Origin of the sequence: Cupriavidus sp. UBA2010 (genome assembly GCF_002335265.1) — a bacterium.
GTDB classification, from domain to species: Bacteria; Pseudomonadota; Gammaproteobacteria; order Burkholderiales; family Burkholderiaceae; genus Cupriavidus; species Cupriavidus metallidurans.
Window position 1 is genome coordinate 364051 of the sequence record NZ_DDCI01000010.1, and the last position, 19922, is coordinate 383972.

At 65.6% G+C, this 19922-nt stretch carries 15 protein-coding genes; 11 read left to right on the forward strand and 4 right to left on the reverse strand.

Annotated features, from left to right (window positions below; genetic code table 11):
* The first annotated feature begins 83 nt into the window (after positions 1–83).
* The 11 genes from B2246_RS07170 (at position 84) to B2246_RS07220 (ending at position 15023) form a co-directional block, all read left to right on the forward strand.
* Positions 84–1112, forward strand: a complete 1029-nt coding sequence (locus B2246_RS07170) for a FecR family protein (RefSeq protein WP_286880946.1) — start codon at positions 84–86, stop codon at positions 1110–1112.
* 164 nt (positions 1113–1276) lie between these two features.
* The gene (locus B2246_RS07175; protein ID WP_286880948.1) at positions 1277–3724 is read left to right on the forward strand and encodes a TonB-dependent receptor; all 2448 of its coding nucleotides are present in this window, start codon (positions 1277–1279) and stop codon (positions 3722–3724) included.
* 98 nt (positions 3725–3822) lie between these two features.
* Positions 3823–4848, forward strand: coding sequence for a 2,3-diaminopropionate biosynthesis protein SbnA (gene sbnA, locus B2246_RS07180; protein ID WP_286880950.1), 1026 nt, complete (start codon positions 3823–3825; stop codon positions 4846–4848).
* On the forward strand, positions 4845–5912 hold the full coding sequence (sbnB, locus tag B2246_RS07185) for a 2,3-diaminopropionate biosynthesis protein SbnB (protein ID WP_286880952.1): 1068 nt from the start codon (positions 4845–4847) through the stop codon (positions 5910–5912). Before sbnA ends, sbnB begins: the two co-directional genes overlap by 4 nt.
* Positions 5909–7678 (forward strand): IucA/IucC family protein, encoded by a 1770-nt coding sequence (locus B2246_RS07190; protein WP_286880954.1) that lies wholly within the window; start codon positions 5909–5911, stop codon positions 7676–7678. The genes sbnB and B2246_RS07190 overlap by 4 nt, the downstream gene beginning before the upstream one ends.
* Positions 7679–7680: 2 nt before the next feature.
* Positions 7681–8868, forward strand: coding sequence for an MFS transporter (locus B2246_RS07195; protein WP_286880957.1), 1188 nt, complete (start codon positions 7681–7683; stop codon positions 8866–8868).
* Positions 8855–10681 carry an IucA/IucC family protein gene (locus B2246_RS07200; protein WP_286880960.1) on the forward strand — a complete coding sequence of 609 codons (1827 nt, stop codon included), beginning with the start codon at positions 8855–8857 and terminating at the stop codon, positions 10679–10681. The genes B2246_RS07195 and B2246_RS07200 overlap by 14 nt, the downstream gene beginning before the upstream one ends.
* 5 nt (positions 10682–10686) lie before the next feature.
* Positions 10687–12516, forward strand: a complete 1830-nt coding sequence (locus B2246_RS07205) for an IucA/IucC family protein (protein ID WP_286880962.1) — start codon at positions 10687–10689, stop codon at positions 12514–12516.
* Entirely contained in the window at positions 12504–13268 is a 765-nt protein-coding gene (locus B2246_RS07210) for an HpcH/HpaI aldolase family protein (protein WP_411860063.1), read from the forward strand. Before B2246_RS07205 ends, B2246_RS07210 begins: the two co-directional genes overlap by 13 nt.
* 38 nt (positions 13269–13306) lie before the next feature.
* A complete protein-coding gene (locus tag B2246_RS07215; protein WP_035881837.1) occupies positions 13307–14500 on the forward strand; it encodes a type III PLP-dependent enzyme in 1194 nt (397 codons plus the stop codon).
* Positions 14501–14654: 154 nt separating this feature from the next.
* Entirely contained in the window at positions 14655–15023 is a 369-nt protein-coding gene (locus tag B2246_RS07220) for an STAS/SEC14 domain-containing protein (RefSeq protein ID WP_286880967.1), read from the forward strand.
* 58 nt (positions 15024–15081) lie between these two features.
* Here the strand turns inward: B2246_RS07220 and B2246_RS07225 are convergent, their stop codons facing one another.
* The 4 genes from B2246_RS07225 to B2246_RS07240 all read right to left on the reverse strand — a co-directional run bounded on the left by B2246_RS07225 (position 15082) and on the right by B2246_RS07240 (position 19690).
* Complete coding sequence (locus B2246_RS07225; protein ID WP_286880969.1) at positions 15082–17298, reverse strand: TonB-dependent receptor; 2217 nt, start codon at positions 17296–17298, stop codon at positions 15082–15084.
* A 105-nt stretch (positions 17299–17403) separates the two neighbouring features.
* The gene (locus B2246_RS07230; protein WP_008650577.1) at positions 17404–17766 is read right to left on the reverse strand and encodes a DUF3325 domain-containing protein; all 363 of its coding nucleotides are present in this window, start codon (positions 17764–17766) and stop codon (positions 17404–17406) included.
* Complete coding sequence (locus B2246_RS07235; RefSeq protein ID WP_286880972.1) at positions 17763–19391, reverse strand: PepSY-associated TM helix domain-containing protein; 1629 nt, start codon at positions 19389–19391, stop codon at positions 17763–17765. Before B2246_RS07235 ends, B2246_RS07230 begins: the two co-directional genes overlap by 4 nt.
* Complete coding sequence (locus tag B2246_RS07240) at positions 19391–19690, reverse strand: DUF3649 domain-containing protein (RefSeq protein ID WP_008650580.1); 300 nt, start codon at positions 19688–19690, stop codon at positions 19391–19393. Before B2246_RS07240 ends, B2246_RS07235 begins: the two co-directional genes overlap by 1 nt.
* Positions 19691–19922: the final 232 nt, after the last annotated feature.

A 19922-nucleotide genomic window follows, 5' to 3' on the forward strand; every position in this document is an offset into this window, starting at 1 on the left:
ATGCCTGCCCCCTATCCGTCTGGCGGCGTCTGCTCCCCCCCAAGCAGCCCATGCAGCGGTCTTGCGCCCCGGTCGAGAATCCGATGAGCCAATCCGTCGACGTCCGCGAAGCCGCGGCGCGCTGGTTCTCGCGCAATCAGGCCCCGGCGCTCAGCCCGGCCGAGCAACAGGCATTTGCCGCCTGGCTGGCGGCCAGCGCCGACCATCGCGCCGAATACGCGGCGCTCGAACGCGTCTGGCAAGCCGCGGCAGCCATCGATCCGGACAGGCTGCGCAGGCTGGCCGTGGATGAAAGCACCTGCCCGACACCCCCACTATCGCCTCCGCTATCGCCCCCACCCTCGCGCCGGGCATCGCCCGGCTGGCGCCCCGCCCTGCTCGGGCTGTGCGCGGCACTGGCCATCGGCATTGGCTGGATCGGCTGGCAGCATGACGCGGCGGTTGCCACCAACGGTGAATACCAGACCGCACCGGGCGAACGCAGGACGCTGACGCTCGACGACGGATCGCGCATCGAACTCAATACCCGCTCGCGCCTGGAAATTCACTACAGCGCCGGCACCCGTCGCGTGACCTTGCGCGAAGGTGAGGCGATGTTCGAGGTGTCGCACGACGCCGCGCGCCCGTTCGTGGTTGATGCGGGCATGGGCACCGTTACCGTGACCGGCACCCGTTTCGACGTCCGGCGTGACACATCGGGCGTGGACGTATCGGTCGAATCCGGCTCGGTAAACGTCAGAGGCAGCGCGAAAGACGGCATGAAAGGCAACGCCAGCCGGACACCCGACACGCGCCTGTCCGCAGGGCTCGGCGCGCGCATCGCCAGCGACGGTACCGTGACCGGCGCGGCCTCGATCGACGTGCCTGGCGTCCTGGCCTGGCGCGAAGGCAAGCTCGTCTTCAACGACGCGCCGCTTTCGGCCGTGGCGGCCGAAGTCTCCCGTTATCGGCAGCAGCCGGTGCGTGTGGCAGATGCCGCGACGGGCAGCCTGCGCGTCAGCAGCGTGTTCAGTGCCGACGACACGTCGGGCCTGCTGGCCGCGTTGCCGCAGATGCTGCCGGTGGGCGTGCGTAACCTGCCAGACGGCAGCACCGAAATTTTTTCGCACTAGGCATTCAGGTTTTTCTTCCGGATTTCGTCTTCCTACCGATAGCCAGCAAAGCCGCGGCTGTCGTGTTCTGAAGTAATCCAAGAAAACCTGACGTGACACATTCAAATTCGACTACGGGGAACCGGGCCGGCGCCGCCGCCCGAGATTTGGGACGGCGTGGGTCCATGGCCGCGCTTGCGGCCGCCGTCCTGATGAGCATGGCCGTGGCACCCGCCGCTGCCCAGACGCCGCGCGGTGACGTGCCAATCTACATCGAGGCACAGCCGCTGGCCGATGCCCTGCTGCAACTCGGCCGCCAGACATCGCTGCAACTGTACTTCCCGCCCGAACTGGTGGCGGGCAAACGGGCGCCGGCCGTGAACGGCACGATGCGTCCAGAAGCCGCGCTGGACTCGCTGCTCAAGGGCAGCGGCATCCAGTACCAGCGCAGCGGCAACCAGGGCTTCGTGCTGCGGCCGGTTTCCGCGGCACCGGCCGCAGCACCGGCGGTGGCATCCGACACGCTCCACGCCACGGCCCAGCCCACCACCGTGCTGGCCGCGGTGGAGGTCACCGCGTCGCGGACATCGAGCGATCTGGTCCGCCCGACGCGTCAATCGACGGTGCTGGAACGCACCGAACTCGAGGAACTGAAAACGGGCTCGGACAGCCTGGCCACGGTGCTGTCCAAGGTGATCCCCGGCATGGCCGACTCCAGCCACACGGTGACAGACTTCGGCCAGACACTGCGCGGGCGCGGCATGCTGGTGCTGCTCGACGGCATTCCGCTGAACACCAATCGCGACTCCGCACGCAACCTGGCCAATATCGATCCGGCGCTGGTGGAACGCGTGGAGGTGCTGCGAGGCAGTAGCGCAATCTACGGCGGCGGCGCCACGGGCGGTATCGTCTCGATCACCACCCGGCCGGCTGGCGGCGAGCCCAAGGCCGATACCACGGTGACGATGTCCACCCCGCTCTCCCGACTGCGCGCGGACGGCCTGAGCGCCAACGTGCAGCAGCACTTCTCGGGCAGCAGCGGGATGCTCGACTATGCGTTCGACCTTGGCGCGCGCCATATCGGCAATTCGTATGACGCAAAGGGCCAGCGCATTGCGCCAGAGCCGAGCCAGGGCGATCTGTTCGACTCGAACAACTACAACGTCGGCGGCAAGCTCGGCCTGCGCTTCGCGCCCGACCAGCGCATCCAGCTAGCCTTCAGCCATTTTGACGCCAAGCAGGACACGCGCTGGGCATCGGATCCGAGCGTGGCCAAACTGCCGCCGGGCAGCGTGCCCGCACGCGCGCTCGATGGGCTGCAACTTGCCGACCAGAACCAGATCCGCAACACGCTCGTCAATCTCGAATACGAACACCGCGACCTGCTCGGCAGCCAGTTGTCGGCGCAGTTCTACTACCGGAACTACTACAGCCGCTTCACGCCGTTCGACGCCCGCGCCGTGCCCGTGCGCGGCGCCAACGTCGACCAGGCAATGCAGGATTCCGAGGTCTTCGGCAGCCGCCTGACCATCAAGACGCCGCTCGGCGCGGACAAGCGCACCCGCGTGATCTGGGGCATGGACTTCGAGCAGGAGACCAGCGACATGCCCATCGACATCTTCGACCCGAAGGCGTATGACGCCAGCGGCGGCCGGATCTTCAACAAGATCGGCACGCTGACCTACATGCCGCCGATCACCACGCGCAGCATCGGCGGCTTTGCCCAGTTGCAGCACAAGTTCAACGAGCAGTGGTCGACCGAGGGCGGCCTGCGCTACCAGTACGCGCGGGCGAGCTTCAGCGACTTCGTGCCGCTTTCGCAATCGCGGGTGACCAATCCCGCCACCGTCAGCGGCGGCGCGGTCGACTACAGCGCCGTGCTCGGCAATATCGGCGTGGCCTACAAGCCGGTGAAGGACCACGAGTTCTATGCCGCGTTCAGTCAGGGTTTCAACCTGCCCGATATCGGCCTGCAGGTGCGCAATGCGCGCGCGGGTTTCGATATCGGCTCGTCCGACCTGCAGCCGGTCAAGACCAACAACTACGAACTGGGCTGGCGTGGCGCGTTCGGCAACACGCTCGGCTCGCTGGCGATCTTCTACACCACGTCGGACCTCGGCGACGTGCAGAGCTTCAACAACGGCCTGATCCTGACGCGCACCGCGGAAAAGATCTATGGCGTGGAAGCATCGGCCGACTATCTGTCCACCGACGAACGCTGGGGCGCGGGTGGCACCTTCACCTGGATGCAGGGCCGCGAAACCCCGCAAGGCCGCGATAGCCAACAGATGACCGGATACCGCATCCCGCCGCTCAAGCTGACCGGCTACGTGCAATTCCGCCCCGTGCCGCGATGGAACAACCGGCTTCAAGCCACATTCTTCGCCGGGTACGACTACCGACTGAACGGCGTGACGAGCTTCGGCCGCCGCGACGTGAGCAGCTACACCACGCTCGATCTGATCAGCAGCTACCAGGTCACGAAGAAGGACACGGTCACTGTTGGCATCCAGAACCTGTTGAACCGCTACTACTACCCGCTCTACAGCCAGCTTCTGCGCAACAGCAACAACACAAGCCATCTCCCGGCGGCCGGCATCACGCTTACCGCCACCTACCAGCACCGCTGGTAACGGCGTGACAAGGCTTTTCGGGCCTTGTCACGGCCGAAATTAGTAACGATTCTCATTGCCATGTACTACAGCGCCCTATCAGCAAGGAGATTTGCACCATGGTCTGCAACAGCATCATCGAGAGTATCGGCAACACGCCACTGGTCCAGCTACGCCGCCTCTTCGGCCGCGCGGACGCGGAGGTCTTCGCCAAGCTGGAACTGCTCAATCCGGCCGGCAGCGTCAAGGACCGGCCCGCGCGCTACATCGTGGAGAAAGGCCTGGCCGAAGGGACGATCGGGCCGCACTCTCATATCATCGAAAGCTCGTCGGGCAACCTCGCCATCGCCCTGGCGATGATCTGCGGCCTCAAGGGGCTGCGCTTCACGGCGGTGGTTGATCCCAAGATCTCGCCCACCAACCTGAAGATCCTGCGTTGCTACGGCGCGGGCATCGAGCAGGTGACCGCGAAGGACAGCCAGGGCGGATACCTGGAAACGCGTATCGAGCGGGTGCGTCAGATGCTGCGCGAACAGCGCGATGCGATCTGGATCAACCAGTACGCCAATCCGCTCAACTGGGAAAGCCACTACTACGGCGAGGCCGCCGAGATATTGGCGCAGCTTGCCCAGCCGGCCGATGTGCTGGTGCTGGGCGTCAGCACGTCCGGCACCGTGCATGGTATTGCGCGACGGCTGCGCAAGGCGTGGCCGTCGATGCGCGTGGTAGGCGTCGACGCAGTCGGTTCCGTGCTGTTCGGCCAGCCCTCGCAAGCGCGCGAACTGCCGGGCATTGGCGCCAGCCGCGTGCCGGAATTGCTGTGCCGGGACGAGATCGACGAAGTGATCCATATCGACGACTACACCGCCGCCACGGCGTGCCGGCGCCTGCTGGCGCGCGAAGGCATCTTCGCGGGGGGATCTTCCGGCGCGGTCGTCGCTGCCATCGAGCAGGTCCTGCATGCCACGCCGGTCAGCCATCGACCGCTGCGCATTCTCACCCTGTTCCCAGATCGCGGCGAACGCTATCTGGACACCGTTTATGACGACGCCTGGCTCGCACGCATCGCCGCGCGTCGCGCCGTGCCGAACCTCGCCGCCCTTCCCACCGTTGCCTCATTGATCCCCGCCGGAGTGTCCGCATGACCAACTCGCCCACGCTCTCATCCACCGCCTCTCCCTCTGCATCGGCCCCCTCCCAGACCAAGCCCGAAATACGCTACCTGAGCCGCGACGACCTGATCGCGCTGGGCGCGGACCACTCCGACGCCTTCGTACAAGCCATTGCCGAAGGCCTCGCCATCCACGCGCGCGGCGAGCATGTGCAGCCGCTCAAGCCCTATCTGCGCTGGTCCGGCGCCGACCATATCGCCGACCGCATCATCGCGATGCCCTGCTACATCGGCGGCGACGACCCGATCGCCGGCATCAAATGGATCGGCAGCCGCCAGCACAACCCCGCGCGATTCGGTCTGGAGCGCGCCAGCGCGGTGATCGTGCTCAACGACGCCACCACCAACTACCCCGTGGCGATCATGGAAGGCGGCCTGATCAGCGGCATGCGCACCGCCGCCATCACGGCGGTGGCCACGCGGCATCTGGCGCGTAGCGGCTTCACCGATGTCGCCTGCATCGGCTGCGGCCCGATCGCCCAGATGCAGATGCAGACGCTCCTCGAGCAATTCCCGCAAATCCGCGCCGTGCACCTGTTCGATCTCTCGCGCGACGCCATGCACGTGATGCGGTCGATGCTCGGCAGCCGCTTTCCCGCCGTGGGCTGGGAACTGTGCGGCAGCGCCGAACTGGCCGTACGCGCCGCCGACGTGGTGGTGACCTGCACGGTCACCGCTACGCCGTACCTCGAACACGCCTGGCTCAAGACCGGCGCCTTCGTCTGCAACGTATCGATCATGGACGTGCACAAGGATGTCTACGAGAAGGTCGACAAGGTAATCGTCGACGACTGGGACCAATCCAACCGCGAAAAGAAGATCATCAACCAGCTCGTGCTCGAAGGCCGCTTCAGCCGCGAGCAGTTGCACGCGGAACTGGGCGAGATCGTGATCGGCAGGAAGCCCGGCCGCGAGCGCGACGACGAGATCATCCTGCTCAATCCGATGGGCATGGCGCTCGACGACATGGTCTGCGCGCGCCACTTCTACCACCTGGCGCTGGAACGAAACGCCGGCACGCGCCTGCCGCTGCTATGAGTGGCGGCTTCCATGAACGCCTGCTGGTGCAGGACCTGATCGACGCGCTGTGGCTGGAGGACCTCCACGGATTCCGCAACCACGCGCGTATCGTGGATCACGACGCAGGCGAAGGCGCGTCGCTCGTCATCGCCCTTGGTCGGGCGGGAGAGCTTCATGCATGCGGGCGACGCCTGCTCGGCATTCGCCCGTTGGCCGTGCAGGATGCCACGTTGACGCTGCGGCGCGATGGCGCCGAGACCACGGTCGATGGTACGGACGCATTGGCGGCACTACAGGGCGCCGACTGGTGGCCGCACTGCAGCGAGCGTTTGCGCGCGCTGTTCGAACTGGCTCGCGCCCAATCCGCCCACACATTCGACCACGAGGACGCCATCGTGGAGAAAGCGCGCGCCGCCCCCGATGTGCTGATGCATTGGGAAGCACTGACTTGCCTCCGTGACCGGCCCTTCCACCCCCTCGCACGCGCCAAGGGTTGGGGGAACAAGGCGCGCCCCGACACGCCCGGTTATCACACCGAAACGGGCCAACCGCTGCAGTTGCGATGGGTGGCCCTACCGCGCAATCAGGTGCGCGGCAGCGCACGCGTGCCGGAGACCGGACAACCCATCGCCAAAGCCTTGTTGAACCCTCACGCCTTCGAGCGGCTGCACACTTGGGCGGAGACTGCCCGGACCGATGCCTCGCACCTCTGGTTCCCGATGCATCCGTGGCAGCGGCATCATCTGTCCGGCATGTCGTGGATTGATCTGGGCAGCCACGGCGATGCGTGGCCCACGGCTTCGCTTCGTTCGATGGCCGTCCCGGACTCATCGGAGCCATATCCGCTGCACGTAAAGCTTTCGCTCAGCGTGCAAGCCCTGGGCGCAACGCGAACACTGCCACCCCGGTATCTCCACAACGGCGTGCAGGCACAGACATGCCTCGCCCGGCTACAGGCACGTGATGCGTGGCTGGACCAGTACCTGTTCCTGTGCGACGAGCAGGACTGGTGGTCCTTGCGTCAGCACGACGTCCTGACGCGCGAGCCCGGCGAACTGGCTTGCCTGTTGCGCCGCTATCCCGCGCCAGAGCAACTGCCACCCGGTAGCTGGCTGATGCCGATGGCAGCCTGCGCCGCTGTCACCAGCGGCGGCGAACTCCCCGCGTTGCGTGCGCTGGGTGCCAGCGATTCTCAACAGGCATGGGACTGGTTCCGGCGCATCTCCCACCTGTTGCTGGAAGCTGGCCTGCGTTGCTTCGCGCACGGCGTCATGCCCGAGTTGCATGGCCAGAACGTGCTGCTGGTGATCGCCCCGACGGAAAGCGGTCCTGGCCTGCACGGTCTCGTGCTGCGCGATCACGACACGTTGCGCATCTGCCCGGCGTTGATGGCCGACGCTGGTGTGCCGGCACCCGACTATGCCATTGATCGCTCCACGCCCAACACGCTGATCCTGGACGCGCCCGATGCCTTGCTTGCTTACCTGCAGACGCTAGGCATTTGCGTGAACCTGTTCGCAATGGCGGTGGCCATTGCCGACGCGTACGAGGCAGACGAGAACACCGGCTGGCGCATCGTGCGTGAACGGATCGACGCACTGCTACGCGAAGGCGTCATCGCCAGACCTCACGTTGCGGCCATCGTCCGGAATGCCCTGCTGGAAGCCGACACGTGGCCGTTCAAGCAAGTGCTCGCGCCATTGCTCGCCCGGGAAACGATCGGCACGGGAATGCCCAGCGCGATGGGCCGCCTGCCGAATCCGCTGCGCCAGCCAGAGCCATAGTCATGCGTCCCAATCGCCCCCAAACGCTGACGGTACTGCTGGCCACACAGGTGGTGGTCACCACGGGATTAATGACGCTCGTGCCGATTCTGCCGCTCTACCTGCACGCCATGCCGGGCGCCCATGGCACCGACTGGAGCAGCGTCGCGCTGGCCGCGCCTGCGGTCGGGGCGCTCGCGGTGGCGCCGTTCACCGGTATCTGGTGCGATCGCGTCGGTCATCGCCCGGTCTTGCTGGTGTCACTGGTCGTCTTCACGGTCAGCGTGCTGATCCTGGCCACTTCGCAGCATGTCACCGGATTCATCGTCGGCCGGGTGCTGCAAGGCGCCAGCGCCATCGGCGTGATGCTGACCGCATGCATCGGACACGTAAGCGCACCCGCCTCGCGCAACCGGGCGTTTGGCCTTCAGGAGTCGGCGGTGGCGGCCGGCGCATTGCTGGGCCCGGTGCTCGGCGGCGTGCTGCAGGATGTCTGGTCACCACGCCCGATGCTGTTTGCGGTGGCAGCGCTCAATGCCCTGCTGACGTTGGCGCTGTCGACCCTGTTGCGCGACATGCCGACTCACACCGCGCCAGCACTTTCCACCGGCAAGCGCAAGCCCATCCGCGATGTGCTGATGCTGCGCCGCTGGCTGGCCGCCGCCTGTCTGTCGCAGGCGGGTGCATTCGCGCTCGTCAACGTGTTCGTGCTCTATCTGCAGCAGCGCGCGCCGCACGATGCGCTGCTAGCCAGCAAAGCGGGCACGCTCCACGCGCTCGGCTGGCTAGCGGCGATGCTCGCCAGCCCCTGGTGGGGCGCGCGCAATGATCGCGTGGCGTCCGGGCGGCATTTTCTCCTTGCCGCGTCCGGATGCGCGGCGGCCATTGCACTGCTGCCGCTGGCCACCGCGCTCTGGCAGATCGCGCTGCTCCGCGTGATTCACGGCGCGCTGTTTGCCGCACTGGCGCTGTCCGTGCTCGCACATTGCCATCGGGTGCTTCCCGCAGCGCTGCACGGCACCGCGACGGGCGTGGCGCGTAGCGCAATGACGGCCGGCCAACTCGTCGGACCGCTGGCCGTGATGATCAGTCTGCCGCTCGGTGGCCCGAACGCCGCGCTCTGGGTGACGGCCGCCATGTTCGTCGTATCTGCCCTGCTGGTCCTGCCAGGCCGTTCTCCTTCATTCGCCCCTGTCCATGATGCGAGGTGACACCGTGTCAATACTCTCAGTCGAACCTGCAGTCTCCGTGCTGCACGCCAAACGTGTTTTCTCCGCGACAACCCCTTCGGTCGAACCGGTGGAGCGGCGCCTGATCGAGCAGTTTTTCAACACCTACTGCCGCGAAAGCGGCATCCACGATCCCTGCGGCCACGCTCACCTGCCAGCCGATCATTCTGTTCCCGCCGCGCTCGACCCAACATTGTCGATATGGCAGGCGTCAGGCCTCCGTACTGCCGTGATCGCACTACCCCACGCCGATGGCAACCACCGATGGCTCGCGGCCGCGCTCGACTACGTATCGCCGATCGGATACCACCGGGTCGCACACGCCGCAATGCTCGACCCCGAGGATGGCCAGCCCACGCCACTGGTCCAGGCGGAGCCCCTCGTCGACGCCATCGTCGATGCGCTGGCCGCCAGCTTCCCTGCTGCCGCCACGGACGAATGGCCCGTGCGTTTTGCCGCGCTGATGCGCAACGGTGCGCAGAAGGCCCGGCTCTATCACGCCGATGCGCCCGCACCTTCCGCGCCGTCGACCTTCATCGCCGCCGAGCAGCGGTTGCGCTTCGGCCATGTCTTCCATGGAACATCGAAGGCATCCGAAGGATTCACGCACGATGACCTGCGCCGATACGCGCCCGAGTTCGGCACCGCGTTTCCGCTGCACTACCTGGCGGTCGCCAACGAACACTTCGCATCCCACAGCTCCAATAACGGACCGTTGCCGATCGACCCGGAGGTCATGACGTTCGCTGCGCCCTTGCTGCGCGACGGCGAGTATCGGCTGCTGCCCTGCCACCCCTGGCAAGCTCGACACTTGCTGCAGCAACCCGCCATCCGCGCGCTGATCGCGCGTGGCGCGCTGCTGTCGCTCGGACAACGGGGTGAACTCGCCTGGCCAACGTCCTCGGTACGTACCGTATGGCTGCCACGCCAGCGCCTGTTCCTGAAGCTCGCGATCGATGTGCGGATCACCAATTTCGTCCGCAACAATCCTCCCGAGCACGTGCTGCGTGCGCTCGATGCGAGTCGCGCCATCGCGCGAGTACCGGCATCGGTCCGGGTCAACGATCGCTTCACGGTACTGACCGAGCTTGGTGGCGCGGTGCTGGACATCGATGACCCCGGACTCCGTGCCAGTACCGCGGTGATCTATCGTCAGGGCCTGCCCGAGCGACATGGCGATACCGCCCAGGTGCTGGCGACCGTGCTCGAAGACCCACCACACGGCACGAGTCTGCTTGCGGCCCACTTGCGCCAGGCGCTAGGCGCATCACCAGCCGTGAAAGACGTCAGCCGCTGGTGGGCGCGCTATCTGGAAGTCACCCTGCTGCCGCTGACGCGCCTGTTCGGCGACTATGGCATCAGCCTCGAAGCGCATCTGCAGAACAGCATGGTTGCCTTCCACGAAGGCTGGCCCGCGCACGGCTATGTGCGTGACATGGAGGGCGTCAGCATCAGCCGGGACCGGTATCCCTGGGCGGGCGACCTCGACGGCAGCCCGGCGCTCTACGACGACGCCGCGGCGTTGCACCGCTTTGCCTATTACGTGATGGTGAACCACATCGGCCATTGCATCGCGTGCATCGCCCGTACCGGCCATTGCAGCGAGGAAACGCTGTGGCAACAGACTGCCCGCGCCCTGCATGACGACGGCCCCACTGCCCGAACGGTACTGGCACAGCTCGCAGCCATGCCCACGCTGCCCGCCAAGGCCAATCTGCTGAGCTGCTTCGGACGGCATGGCGAAACGCCGGCCTGGGTAGCCATCGCCAACCCACTTCATCACCCGCACGCGTAACCGCCATGCAGATCGACGATTATCAAGCCCTGATCCAGAGCGATCACTATCGCTGTGCCACGCAACGCGTAATCCGCCAACTCATGGAGGCGCTGCTGTTCGAGGACGTGTTTCGCGACGTCCACTGGACCACCGAGTCCGTCACGCTCCCAGCCGTTGCAGCCGATGGCCAACCGGTGCGGTACCGCTGCGCGGTCAGGCGCATCGATGCGTTCGGCCGCATCCGCCTGGGCAACGTGATACGCGCGCACGGTGGCGACGAGACGGCGGCGGACGATGTATCGCGCCTGCTGCACGAACTCGCCGGCCAGTTCGACGCCGATCCCCAGCGCATTCAGCAGTTCGCGATGGAACTGCTATCCACGCAAATCAAGGATGCGCACTCGCACCATGCAAACGGTGCCAGCGGCCAGTTGCTGCGCGACGCCGACTACGACACCGTCGAGGCACGCCTGACTGGCGCGCATCCCTACCACCCGTCCTACAAGTCGCGTCTTGGTTTCACGATGATCGACAACGCACGTTTCGGCCCGGAATGTGCCTCGGCGGTACATCCCGTGCTGCTGGCCGTGCGACGGGATCGTTGCCGCGCGTCGGCCAGCGCCACCGTGCCCGGGCAGAACGCTGGCGCCCTGCTGAGTGATGCCGCGCGTCAGCGCTTTGACACAGCGCTGGCCCGATACGGCGTGGACCCGGCGGACTACCTGCCACTACCAATCCACCCGTGGCAATGGGAGGAGGTTGCCGCGCCGACGTTCCACGCCGCCTTCGCGCAAGGCGATCTGATCGCCATCGGCACACTGCCCGAGCGCTACCTGCCCCAGCAATCGATTCGTACGCTGGCCAGTCTGGATCACCCCGGAGCGCCATCGCTGAAACTGGCCATGAACATGGTGAACACGTCGACGTCGCGCGTGCTGGCGCCGCATACCGTCTGCAACGCCGCGCCGCTGAGCGACTGGCTGGCCTGCCTGGTGGCAAGCACGACGTGGACACCCCCGATTGCCGCGCCGATCCTGTTGCGCGAGGTGGCGGGCGTCAGCTACATGCCGGCGGCACCCGCTCAGGGACAGTACGGCGCGTTGTCGTGCATCTGGCGCGAGAGCATCCACGGCCATCTCACCCCAGACGAGCGCGCGCTACCGATGACCGCCCTGGCCCACCTCGACAGCGATGGCGAGCCCCTGCTTGCGCCTTGGCTCGATCGGTATGGTGCCGCCATATGGGTGCGCCGGCTGATCGAACGCGCATGGCTGCCGGTGCTGCACCTGCTGTGGGTTCATGGAATCGCCCTGGAATCCCACGCGCAGAACATGCTGCTGATCCACGTGGATGGCCTGCCCGAGCGCGTCGCGCTCAAGGACTTCCACGACGGCGTGCGTTTTTCGCGCCAATGGCTGTCGACGGAGCCGCCCGCGCTGACAGTACCGCCGCCCGAACACGCGCTGGTCAATCCGAACTCATTCATCGAGACCGACGATGCCGACGAACTGCGCGACTTCACCTGCGACGCCCTGTTCTTCGTCAATCTGGCCGAGTTCGGCGCGATGCTGGCCGACCACGGCTATCTGGAAGAACCCGCGTTCTGGCGCATCGTCGCCGGCGTGATCCGCGACTACCAGGCCGATCATCCGGATCTGGCCGAACAGTTCGCGCGCTTCGACTGCTTTGCGCCGACCATGGCCATCGAGCTACTGGCAAGCCGCCGCTTTCTGCCAGAAGTCCGCCTGCGCACACGCGACGCGCCGAACCCGCTCGCGAGCGCGCTCGCATCGACGCGCGCAACCAGCCTTACAACGGACCACGCACCGACGGAGGCATCGTGCAATCGTTGAAGGAGCGCTTGCTCACGCCAGGCAGAGAACCGATCGTCGGCCTGTTCTGCTCGACGCCGACGCCGCTCACAGTGGAACTGATCGCCGCCGCTGGCTACGACTTCGCAGTGATCGATCTGGAGCACACGCTAATCGATGGCGCATTGCTTGGCGCGATGCTGCTGGCGGCGCGTGCCAGTGGCATCGCTCCGCTGGTGCGCGTGGCAGCGTTGCATCAGGTGGCACCGGCGCTGGACGCTGGCGCGCAAGGGATCGTCTTCCCGCGCATCACCAGTGCGGCGCAGGCAAACGAAGCGGTGGCATGCTGCCATCACACCTGCGGCATCCCGACAGGCAAGCGCGGTCTCAATGCCACCTGGCACAGCGGCTACGGCCGGGACGATCTGCGCGAAGCCACCGAGGACGCCGCACGGCACACGCTCGTGGTGGCAATGATCGAAGACGCCGCGGGCTTGCGCAACGCCGATGACATCGCGGCGCAACGGGGCGTCGACGTGCTGCTCGAAGGTGCGGCCGATCTCTCCCAGTCGCTGGGCGTGCCGTGGCAAACCCGCCATCCGCACGTGCGCGACGCCGTGGAAACGATCGCCGCCGCCGCGCAGCGTCATGACAAACACTTCTGCGCCCTGCCCCGCACACCCGATGACGCCGCCGCATGGCGTGCACGGGGCACGCGGATGATGGTGCTTGGCGACGATCGCGGCATCGCCCGCCGTGCGATGGCCGCCCACCGGCAGGCGTGCATCGTCTAGCAGCATGAGGACATAAGCTGCCTCGAACAGGAACAACCATGGATCTGACACACGTTACCCGCTACATCGCCGAGCGGGATACTCGCGAGCCGGTCTGCGCCTATCTCTACGATCTCGACGATCTGCGCCTGCGCACGACACGCTTGCGGGCGGCGCTGCCGGAGCAATGCGCACTGTATTACGCCGTGAAGGCCAACAGCGACGCGCCTGTCCTTCGGACCCTGCTGGGTGTAGCCGATGGTTTCGAAGTGGCCTCGTTCGGCGAGATCGAGCGCGTGCGCAGCGTCAATGCCGAGGTACCCATTGCGTTCGGCGGCCCGGGCAAGACCGATGCCGAGCTCGAAGGCGCGCTGCGTCTTGGCGTCGGCCTGATTCACGTGGAAAGCGCGCTGCAGCTAAGTCGACTGGATGCCGTAGCAAGACGGCAAGGCCGCTGCGCCGATGTGCTGCTTCGCGCGAACCCCGCCTACGGTCTGCCCGGCGCCACGCTCCAGATGGGCGGCAGTGCCACGCAGTTCGGCATCGACGAGGCCCTGCTACCCGATGTGCTGGCGCTATCCCGCACGATGCCCAATGTGCGCGTGGTTGGCCTGCATGTGCACGCCGGGTCCAACAGTCTCGATGCCGACACCCATTTGGCCCTGATCGGCCGCCATATCGCGCTGGCCAAGCGCCTGCGCGACTTGCACGGCCTGACGCTCGAATGGCTGAACGTCGGTGGTGGCATTGGTATCGACTATCAGAACCCGGAGCGCCACTTCGACTGGGACCGCTTCTGCCATGGGCTGGCCGCCCTGCTGCGGGAGACTGCGCCGACCACGCGCATCGTCTTCGAGTGCGGCCGGTTCATCAGCGCGGGCTGTGGCTGCTATGTCGCCGAAGTCATCGACCTGAAGCGGAACCACGACAAATGGTTCGCCGTGCTGCGGGGTGGCACGCACCACTTCCGGCTGCCCGTGTCATGGCAGCACAGCCATCCGTTCCAGGTGCTGCCGAATGACCAATGGGACTATCCGTTTCCGAGGCCCGTGGTTGAGCGGCTGCCGGTGACGCTGTGTGGCGAACTCTGTACACCAAAGGATGTGCTGGCGCGCGAGGTGCCGGTGGAACGGCTGCGGGTCGGGGATCGCATCGCGTTCACGATGGCGGGCGCGTACGGCTGGCATATCTCGCACCACGACTTCCTGAGCCATCCGCACCCCGAGCGCGTGTTCATCGGCGGTCAACCTTGATCCTACCGGGACGAATCGAAAGGAATGCTTGCCCCGGGGGCTAGCCCGATATACGGTGAAACCGGACGGTCCGGTGGTGTGTCGTGCTCACCGGCCGGTCCGGTAACGATCGGGAGCGCGTGCCACGGCGCGCCGTTCCGCAAGGAGAACAACCATGATGGAAATTCTGGACGGCTTTCCCGCCAACGTCGTCGCAGTGCACGGCAACGGCAAGCTGACGCGGGATGACTACGAGAAGGTGCTGATTCCCGCCATCGATGCCGTGCTGACCGGCCGCGAGAAGGTGCGCCTCTACTACGAGCTGGGGCCCGACTTCACGATAACGAGCATGGAGCCCGGCGCCCTGTGGGACGATTTCAAGCTCGGCGTGTCGCACTACCTGAAATGGGAATCCGTTGCGCTGGTCACCGACCATGACTGGGTCCGGCACTCGATCAATGTGTTCCGGTTCCTGGTGCCCGGGAAGATCCGCACGTTCACGATGAGCCAGTCCCGCGAAGCCCGCGAGTGGATCGTCGGGTAGATGCCCCGGCCGTTGTCATGCCGGGTGGCACATCGCCGCCCGGCATGACGAGGCACGCTTAGTAGTCCACGGTCATGGACAGCTTGAACGTGCGAGGTTGGCCAACCACCAGATAGCCGCCATACGACGAGGCCCAGTAATCCTTGTCAGCAAGATTCTCCACCGACGCGCGCATCGTGTAGCGCATCTGCGCGGCCTTGAACGTGTATCGCGCGCCCAGATCGAAACGGTTCCAGGACGGCAGGCTGATCGTGTTGGTCGCATTGGCTTGCTGGCTGCCGGTCTGGATGTATCGACCCGAGACGGTCAGCCCCGGCACGAAGGGCAGGTCGTATTCGGCACTCGCCGTCAGCGTGTAGTTCGGCACGCCGATCGCCTCCTTGCCCTCGGTCGCGGCATTGCCGGTGTTCGACATCTTCGTATCGATATAGCCGATGCCGCCCAGCAGACGGAGTCCGCGCACCGGCTCGCCAAACACGCTCCACTCGACGCCACGGTTGCGCTGCTCGCCAGCCACCGAGAATATGTTCCCTTGCGTAATGCCGTTGGGTTGCTTGATCTGGAAGAACGCAAGCGTTGTGCCGTACTTGCCTGCATCGTATTTGACGCCGGCCTCATCCTGCTTCGACTTGATCGGCGGGAATACGTCGTTCCGGTTCGTGGCGCTCGACGGCGGCGTCGGCCCGGCGGCCAGTCCCTCGATATGGTTGTAGTACACCGACAGGTTCTGGAGCGGCTTGATCACGATGCCGAACATCGGCGACGTTGCCGAGTCGCCATAAGGGGTGACCACATTGGTGCCGTAGGCGTAGCCGCGCGTGTTGATCACTTGATGCCGGACGCCTGCGGTAAGCAGCACGCGGTCGTCCAGGAACGACATCGTGTCAGCCACCGACACGCCGTTCAGGTTCGTACGGCCAGTCACCTGCGGATCGGTCATGCTGCTGCCCGAATATGCCGTGGCTGGACGCGCAACGACAGGGGCATCGTAAAGGTTGGTCGCGTACGTGCGGGACATCTCGTAGGCCGACCGTTTTTCCTGCTCCAATCCCGACCACCCCAGATTTACGCTGTGCTTGACGGGACCCGTCACGAAGCGACCCCGAATCCCAACCTCTCCGGTGGTTGTGTCCTGCTTGAACGGCACGCTGAGCCGCTGCGAGGTGCCGAAACCGTCGTTGCCGACGGTGGCGCCGCCGTAGTTGCCGATCTCGTTGCTGTGGTGCATGCCGAAGGCCGCATACGCCGTCCAGTCCTTAGCAAAGTCGTACTCGGCGCGAATCGTCCCCCACGTATCCTCGAGCATCGAGTTCGTCCAGGGTTGCGCGAAGTTCGAACTCGCCGACGGCACGGGCGGCAGGGCCGTCGTTCCCGAAGCCAGCTGGATCGTGCTTCTTCCCTGATTCACCGTCTGCTTCTGATAGCCAAAATCGGCATTGACGCGAAACGCCTCGCCCTGGTAATCGAGTCCGAGCGTCAGCAAGCGCTGCTGGCGGTTCTCGGAATCGACCGGCGTATCACCTCCACGCGCCATCGCGTTGATCCGCGCCCCAAACTCCTTGGCGCTGCCAAAGCGGCGGCCGACATCGACTGCGCCACCCACTTGGGCATCACTGGTGTAGTCGATCGTTGCCTGCGTAATCGGTGCCACCGTGGCGTACTTCGGGACGAGGTTGATGCCCCCGCCAATGCCGGTACCGGTTGGCGATACACCGTTGAGGAACGCGCTGGCACCGCGGAAGGTTTCCACCCGATCGACCGCCTCCGCAGCCACGAGCTGACGCGGCGCGATGCCGAACAGGCCGTTCCAGCCCAGGTCGTCGCCTGTCAGCTGGAAACCGCGCACCATGTACGTCTCGGAGAAATTGCCGAAGCCATAGCTGGTGCGGATGAACGGATCGTCAGCCAGCACGCCGGCAATACTGCGTGCCTGCTGATTCTGGATGGCCTGCGACGTGTACGTCGTCATGCTGAACGGCACATCCATGAAGTCCTGATTGCCAAGCACGCCAAGCCGGCCACCGCGTGCGACCTGCCCGCCCGCATAGGACGGCGGCAACTGATCGGGAGTTGCGTCGCCGTGCACGGTCACGGCGGGCAACGTCGCCGCGGCTTGCGGCGCGCCCGACGATTGGGATGGCTGCGCATCTGCCTGTGCCAGCGCCACGGACGGCAATACGCCGGCTGCCGCCAGCGCCACGACCAGATGGCGCAGGTAAATCGGGGATGGCCGCAAGGCACGCGGTTGAACACTACGCTCTACAGCAAGAGACAAGATAAGACTCCAAAAGGAAATAACCCCCTTGCGCCACGGCCCGATCCAGAAGCCATGAGGGCAAGGCATAACCCGTGTCCGCGAATGTTTTTTCCCACCCGTTCGCTACTGAGAGCAGATCAATGCGAGGGCAGTGGTAACGCCAATGCCGATCGCCACGTGTGCAAGACGTGGCGTGGCACGAGGCGCCCAGGTGAATGCGCTGATCGCAGTCAGCGCACCGATTGTCAGAAGGCCAGTCCAGTAGATGACGCCGAAAGCCCAGCCCTCGGCGAGCACACATGCAGCCAGCGCCGCCAGTAGCGCCAGCGTGCCGAGCACGCGCAGCCGCGCGACACGTGCGGGGGACGGCGCGCTGCCACGCCCGAACATGTCGGCGTGATGGCGCTCGATGGCCTGGGCTAGCCACGTAAAGCCGCCCACGGCAAAGGCAAGGCCGACGACGCTCGCGGCTGGCTCGACGCTCATGGCGACACCTCCGCCGCGCCGTGCCTGGCGGCAGGGACTGCGCGTTTTCCGGGGCGCCGTTTGCCAAGCATCCATGCGGCGGCACCGATACCAATGCCGATGGCAAGCACGGTCAGATCGAAGCCGGCGACGGCAATCGGGCCGTGGCGCAGCGTCACCCCGAGGTGCGAGGTAGTGGTGAAGGCGTTGAGCACAGGGAGTCCCGCAAACAACCCCGCTCCGGTCCACAGCAGCACGCGCCACATCTCCCGCGTGGGTTTCCATTGCGCCAGCAGCGCCGCCACCGCCCAGGCGCCGAAGAAGGCCTGGACCTCCATGCCGGAACGCTGGGACATGTCGGCCGGAAGCAGCCGATTCGCCCAGAAGTAGGCAGTGAAGGCAATCGGCAAACCCGCGATGACACCGAGATTGAGGGCCTCGACGAGCCGCAGCCCGAACGGCACGCGCCCGGTGGCGGCGATATGCTTTGCATGGCTCTGGCGCGTCTTGACCGCCCATAGCAACGCGCCAGTGGCCACCATCAGCGCGCCGGCCAGCCCGGAGACAAAGAACAGCGCACGCAGTAATGGCGGCGCGAAATGCGCCACGTGCAAGCCGACCATCGTGCTGCGTGTGGCGCTGGCCGCGGCCACGCTTTCGCCAAGCGCGGACTGAACGGCACCAGTGGTGCCCGAAAACACCATGACCGGCAGCGTGGTGCCGATATCGCGGCTCTCCGCACGCGTCAGGGAGACGGTGGCATTGGCATTGTTGGGCTGCTCCACCGCTATCCGCTGCGGCGGCGTGCCATGCCAGCGCGCCATGGCCTGCTCCACCATCGGCGCGATCGGCGCCAGTGCCGCTGCTTCGTTCGCCGCTTTGACGCGCGGCGCGCGTGCCGCGAGTTCGGCGGTGAATGCCTTCTCGTCGCCCTTGTAGACAGCCTGGATGCCCCACGGCATGTACATGAACAGGAGCGTCACCAGGCCCGTATAGGTGATCATCAGGTGGAATGGCAGCGCCAGTACCGCCAGGGCGTTGTGCGCATCGAGCCAGGAGCGCGGCCCCTTGCGCGGACGGAACGTGAAGAAATCCGTGAAGATGCGCCGATGCGTGATTACGCCGCTGATGATTGCCACGAGCATGAACATCGCGCAGATGCCCACGATCCAGCGTGCCTGCACCGCGGGCATGTAGTGCAAGTCGAAATGCAGCCGATAGAGGAATTCGCCACCACGCGTATCGCGCGCGCCGGGAATCGGCATACCCGTGCGGGCATCGAGCGTGCGTGATTCGAGGCGCGCGCGATTGCCCTTGCCGGCATCAGCCGGGCCGGGCTTGCGCAACCAGAATACGGAGATCGCGGGACGCCGGGCGTCCGGCAGATTGATGAACCAGCGCTCGGCGCCAGGCGCCTCGCGTTGCAGGTATGCGTAGGCACGCTGCGCGACATCAGCGGCGGATACGTCTCCATCCGACGACGCGTGCAGCTCCGGCTTCATCCATAGCGAGATCTCGTCCTTGACGTAGCTTGCCGTGCCGCCGCAGAACACCAGGAACAGGACCCAGCACACCAACAGCCCCGACCACGTATGCAGCCAGGCCATCGACTGCCTCAACCCCTGCCCCTTCTTCAGTTCAGCCATCACGCACCGCGCAAGATCAACCACCCGGCGGCCATCAACACGCCAGGCACACACAACCCGACCCAGGCGCGCCAGGCGGTACTGGCCACGAACACCCAGATGACGGCCAACGCAAACCAGAGGAACGACATCAACGTGGCCGTCATCACGGCTTCCGACCGGGTGACATTCGTCCACCGCACCAGTGCCAGCGACAGGCAGCCAGTACAAAGTGCCGCCACCGCATAACCACCAACAACGGCGGCAATCACCCGCGAGCCGATTGCCACGCGATATCCAACCGACACACGCTGTTTCATGATTCGACGACTTCCACTCAGGCCCGACAAACACAAACGCATATGATAATGGTTTGCATTACGGATTTGAGCAGGAAGCGATGAACGACGGCTGTACGTCGGATAAGACATTGGCAGACATGTTGCTTTCTCGACGAATCGGTGCCGCGTATGGGGCAAAAAGATAGCTACAGCGCTCTTTTGTGGCCGATCGGATGCCTCTCTCCTGGCAACGACCCGAACATCGCCCCTC

Bases quoted from the DNA above. Each gene is read 5' to 3' on its own strand.
- B2246_RS07215 (WP_035881837.1), top strand. From the start codon at position 13,307: ATGGATCTGACACACGTTACCCGCTACATCGCCGAGCGGGATACTCGC.
- B2246_RS07220 (WP_286880967.1), top strand. From the start codon at position 14,655: ATGATGGAAATTCTGGACGGCTTTCCCGCCAACGTCGTCGCAGTGCAC.
- sbnA (WP_286880950.1), top strand. From the start codon at position 3,823: ATGGTCTGCAACAGCATCATCGAGAGTATCGGCAACACGCCACTGGTC.
- sbnB (WP_286880952.1), top strand. From the start codon at position 4,845: ATGACCAACTCGCCCACGCTCTCATCCACCGCCTCTCCCTCTGCATCG.
- B2246_RS07190 (WP_286880954.1), top strand. From the start codon at position 5,909: ATGAGTGGCGGCTTCCATGAACGCCTGCTGGTGCAGGACCTGATCGAC.
- B2246_RS07195 (WP_286880957.1), top strand. From the start codon at position 7,681: ATGCGTCCCAATCGCCCCCAAACGCTGACGGTACTGCTGGCCACACAG.
- B2246_RS07175 (WP_286880948.1), top strand. From the start codon at position 1,277: ATGGCCGCGCTTGCGGCCGCCGTCCTGATGAGCATGGCCGTGGCACCC.
- B2246_RS07170 (WP_286880946.1), top strand. From the start codon at position 84: ATGAGCCAATCCGTCGACGTCCGCGAAGCCGCGGCGCGCTGGTTCTCG.
- B2246_RS07230 (WP_008650577.1), bottom strand. From the start codon at position 17,766: ATGAGCGTCGAGCCAGCCGCGAGCGTCGTCGGCCTTGCCTTTGCCGTG.
- B2246_RS07235 (WP_286880972.1), bottom strand. From the start codon at position 19,391: ATGGCTGAACTGAAGAAGGGGCAGGGGTTGAGGCAGTCGATGGCCTGG.
- B2246_RS07205 (WP_286880962.1), top strand. From the start codon at position 10,687: ATGCAGATCGACGATTATCAAGCCCTGATCCAGAGCGATCACTATCGC.
- B2246_RS07200 (WP_286880960.1), top strand. From the start codon at position 8,855: ATGATGCGAGGTGACACCGTGTCAATACTCTCAGTCGAACCTGCAGTC.
- B2246_RS07240 (WP_008650580.1), bottom strand. From the start codon at position 19,690: ATGAAACAGCGTGTGTCGGTTGGATATCGCGTGGCAATCGGCTCGCGG.